Origin of the sequence: Natronomonas sp. (assembly GCF_047616845.1) — an archaeon.
Lineage (GTDB): Archaea > Halobacteriota > Halobacteria > Halobacteriales > Haloarculaceae > Natronomonas.
The window spans coordinates 1-4,527 of sequence record NZ_JBLGBY010000085.1 but is presented as its reverse complement, the minus strand read 5'-3'; the positions used below and the strand labels follow the sequence as shown (position 1 = coordinate 4,527).

General features: G+C 66.0%; 3 protein-coding genes. All 3 read right to left on the bottom strand.

Going from position 1 to position 4,527, the window contains the following annotated elements:
• Positions 1–143: 143 nt before the first annotated feature.
• Entirely contained in the window at positions 144–2,390 is a 2,247-nt protein-coding gene (locus tag ACI8UR_RS12150) for an NADP-dependent malic enzyme (RefSeq protein WP_415087920.1), read from the bottom strand.
• 48 nt (positions 2,391–2,438) lie between these two features.
• Positions 2,439–4,157, bottom strand: a complete 1,719-nt coding sequence (locus tag ACI8UR_RS12145; protein ID WP_411716273.1) for a radical SAM protein — start codon at positions 4,155–4,157, stop codon at positions 2,439–2,441.
• A 55-nt stretch (positions 4,158–4,212) separates the two neighbouring features.
• On the bottom strand, positions 4,213–4,527 hold a 315-nt coding region (locus ACI8UR_RS12140; RefSeq protein ID WP_415087919.1), incomplete at its 5' end, for a DUF429 domain-containing protein.

Sequence of the window (4,527 nt, the reverse complement as noted above, 5' to 3'; positions counted from 1 at the left end):
GACTACTGTGCGTCCACGACGGCCACGCTCGCCAGATTCACGATATCCTTCACCTCCACCTTTTTCCGCCTCGGGGTCGCGAGAGCGACCCGCTCGGCGCAAAAACGTGGGCGAAAAAAGCCGCTCCCGGTGGTCGCGGCTGACTACTGTGCGTCCACGACGGCCACGCTCGCCAGATTCACGATATCTTTGACCTCATCACCGCGCTGGAGGACGTGGACGGGTTTGTCCATGCCGACGAGCATGGGGCCGATGGCTTCCGCGCCGCCGAGGCGTTGGAGGAGCTTGTAGGCGATGTTGCCGGCCTCCAGATTCGGGAAGACCAGCACGTTCGCCGGCTCGTCGAGTTCGGCAAAGGAGTAATCGCCAGCCAGCATCTCCTCGACGACGGCGGTGTCGGCCTGCATCTCTCCGTCGACCGGGAACTCGATGTCGGGGTCGTCTCGGAGGCGGCGTGCAGCCTCACGGGGCTTGCGCGTGCCCTCGTTGTCGACCGTGCCGAAATCGGAGTACGAAAGCAGCGCGACTCGGGGGTCGACGTTGAACTGCCGGGCGAGGTCGGCGGTGTGTTCGGCGACCTCCGCGAGCACGTCCGCATCGGGTGCCTGATTGACGGTGGCGTCGGCGACGAAGACGACGCGGTTCTTGAACGTCAGCATGTAGACGCCGGCGGCATAATCGGCGTCGTCGGCGGTGCCGACCACCTGCAGTGGCGGGCGGAGGGCGGTCGGGTAGTGGTTCGTCAGCCCCGTCAACATCGCGTCGGCGTCGCCCATCTCGACCATCACGCTCGCGAGATAGTTGCCGTCGTGGACGAGGCCATCCGACTCACGTCGAGTGACACCGTTTCGTTTCCGGAGGTCGTAGAGCCGCTCTGCGTAGGGGTCGAGTTCGTCCGTCGTCGGGTCGACGATTTCGGGGTCGAAATCGAGGCCGAGGTCGGCCGCCTGCTCCCAGATGTCGCGTTTGTGACCGATGAGGACGGGGTCGGCGATCTCCTGTTCGGTGAGCTGGTAGGCGGCGCGAATCATCTTCGGGTCGTCGCCCTCCGCGAGAACGAGGCGTTTCGGGTCGCTCTGGGCTTTGTTCAACACGACGCGCATCATCTCACGGGATTTACCCAGGCGGGCCTCCAGCGTCTCGCGGTACTCGTCTAGGTCGAGCGTCTCGCGCGCAACGCCGCTGTCCATGGCGGCCTCCGCGACGGCGCCGGACACCTCGAAGAGGACGCGCGGGTCGAGTGGCTTCGGGATGATGTAGCCCGGGCCGAACTGCAGCGGCTGGTCGCCGTAGGCTTTCACCACCGCGTCCGGCACGTCCCGTTTCGCGAGTTCGGCGAGCGCCTCCGAGGCGGCGACCTTCATCGCCTCGTTGATTTCGGTGGCGCGCACGTCGAGGGCGCCCCGGAAGATGAACGGGAAGCCGAGGACGTTGTTGACCTGATTCGGGTAATCGGAGCGGCCCGTCGCCATGATGACGGTGTCGTCGCGGGCTGCTTTCGCCTCCTCGTAGCCGATTTCGGGTTCGGGGTTCGCCATCGCGAAGATGATAGGGTCGTCGGCCATCGACCGCACCATCTCCTCGCTGACGATGCCACCGACGGAGAGGCCGACGAAGGCGTCGGCGCCGTCCATCGCGTCCGCGAGGTCACCATCCGGGCGCTCGCGGGCGAACGGCTCGACGTAGGAGTGGGGGTCGCCGTTCGCGGCCCGCTCGGCCGTGATGATGCCGTCGACGTCGCACATCGTGATGTTGTCACGGTCGACGCCGAGGGAGTCGTAGAACCGCGCAGTCGCGGTCGCCGCCGCACCCGCGCCCGCGAAGACGACTTCGAGTTCGGAGAGTTCCTTGTCGGCGATTTCACAGGCGTTCTGGAGGGCGGCGCCGGAGATGATGGCCGTCCCGTGCTGGTCGTCGTGGAAGATGGGGATGTCCATCTCCTCGCGGAGGAACTCTTCGATTTGGAAGCAGGCGGGCGCGGCGATGTCCTCGATGTTGATGCCACCGAACGTCGGTTCCATCATCGAGACGGCCTCGGCGAACGACGCCGGGTCGTCTTGGTCGAGTTCGATGTCGAAGACGTCGATGTCGGCGAAGCGTTTGAACAGCACGCCCTTGCCTTCCATGACGGGCTTCGACGCCTGCGCGCCGATGTCGCCCAACCCGAGAACTGCGGTGCCGTTCGAGACGACACCGACCATGTTCCCCTTCGTCGTGTAGGTGTAGGCGTCCGCGGGGTCGTCGGCGATGGCGCGGCAGGGCGCCGCGACGCCGGGTGAGTACGCAAGCGAGAGGTCACGCTGCGTGTTCGTCGGTTTCGTCGTCGCTATCTCGAGTTTGCCGGGCGGGTCGGCGCGGTGGTATTCGAGTGCGTCCTCGTCCAGTCCCATATCCGGTCTGGGAGCGCCCGCCTAATACACGCAACTATTGCTTGCCGGTCAGTCGGCGCGTTCGACGTTCCGAGGTTCGCAGAACCGCGAGAGGTCGACGTCCCCCGCGAGCCCTTCGACGGTGTCGTAGGGGCGGTCGACGACGATGTTGCCGGCGCGCTGTTTGCCAATTCCGGGCAACATTCGGAGCTCGTCCATCGAGGCGTCGTTGACGTCGAGCGGGTAGGGGACGCCCGAGACGGAGCGGAAGCCGTGGTCGGTAACCGCAATGTCGACCGTACGGCCGAGTTCGCGCTCGCCCGGGAGCCCGACAAGCAGGGCGTAGGTGCCGAGCTGTCGGCCAAACGTCTTGCCGTCCTGGTGGTATTCGAGGTAGACGTTCGGCAGGACGGTGCCCGGCGGCGCGACGCGCTGGAGCATCGGATTGTCGATCTCCTCGCGCACCTCGCGTTTGTACTGCTTGAACTGCTTTTTGTGGTCGTTGGCGATTTCGGCGCCCGTCTCGGCCATCTCGGTGCCCTCGAAGGCCATCACCTGCCGGATGTTGATGCGCCGAAGCATCAACCCCTCGTCGTAGACGTCCTGTAGGAACTGCTTGTTGTGCTCGAAGGTCTCCGTCCGCTCGCCTTTCAGCCCGTGGACGAGGTTGATGCCCGGCAGCAGCTTCGGCAGGCGGTCGGCGTTGGGGTCGACCGAGGGGCCGCTTCCGGGTTCCTCGCTGGGTCGCCAGCCGCCCTCTTCGTTGACGATGCGTACCGCCTCCAGACACTCCTCGGCGGTGACGAGCAGGTTGTTCTCCTCCTGGACGAGCGGGTCGGCCGATTCGAGGCCGAAGGCGGCGGTGTCGCCGGGCGTGTTGTGCTCGGCGATGATGCGGATACCCGCCCGTGATTTCTCGGGGTAGTCGATGATGGTCACGGGGTTCATGTTGTCCAGATGCAGCGTGCCGAGGTTCGGCACCGCCTCGTGGATGCCGCCGTATAGTTCGCGCAGCGCCTGGGGGTTCGGTGCCTCGCCGTCGCCGCCGTACGCGAGGATATCGGCCTGGCGGCCGAGGCGGAAATGCCGCGCGCCGTGGTCTGCGAGCGCGTCGACTTCCCCGACGACGGAGTTCGGCGTCCGGAAGTCGGGGTCGCCGTACATCGGTTCCGTACAGAACGAACATCGGTACGGACAGCCACGGGAGGTCTCTAGCTCGCAGATGAGGTATTCGGGGTGGTCGGGGTGTTGTTCGATGATGAACGCGCCCTTCGAGGCCCAGCGGTCGAGCTCGGCGTTGTCGCGGTAGCGGTCCTCGAACCCTTCCAGGCCGCCGTGGACGAGGTCGTAGACGGCCGCCTCGATGTCGGCGCCCGCGAGGAAGTCGTAATCGAGGTTCTGCCGCTCCGTTTCCGTCGCGCCCTCGTTGGCCTCGCCGACGCCGAACCGGACGGGGCCGCCCATTACGCTCGTCCCGTCGGCCGTCCAGGCGAGTTCCTTCACCTCGTCGGGTTCTGCGGGGGTGCCGCCGACGTACTTGCCGGGAACGGTCATCCCGCCGACGTAGATGAACAGGTCGGCGTCGGCGATGTCGCGCCGTTTCGAGCGGTCGTCGCGGAGTTCGTCGATGGTGTGATACGTGATCGCTTCGGGTGGAACGCCGGCGTCGACCGCGGCCCCGGCGGCGAACCGGGGATACGTCGAGATGTAGGGCGGCACGCCGAAGTGGGCCGGCTCGTCGACGTAGCCGTCCACGATCGTCACGTCGAGTTCCGCCGGGTCTTTCATACACGACCTGAGTGCGTCGACGCGTAAAACGGATGCGGATGGCCCGTGTGGCGGCCTAAACGAAGATACAGCCCTCCCGTTCGTCGTACCCGTGGTCGGGTTCGAATCCTCGGTCGGCCGCGCGGGCGGCTGCAAGAGCCGCGATGATGCTGTCGAGTGCGTCTCCACCGGATTCCGACAGCGCTGTCTCGCGAACTGCCTCGTCCATCGTGACCGCGATACCGCCGACCGTGTCCGATTCCAGCCGTGTCAGAATCGCGTCTCGTCGCCCGCGGGCATCATGGGCGCTATCCTTGTACTGTTCGTCGACCGTTTCGAGCCGTCTGAGCGTTCCGGCCGGATAGATTTCGATGACGGTCGACTCGCCCGG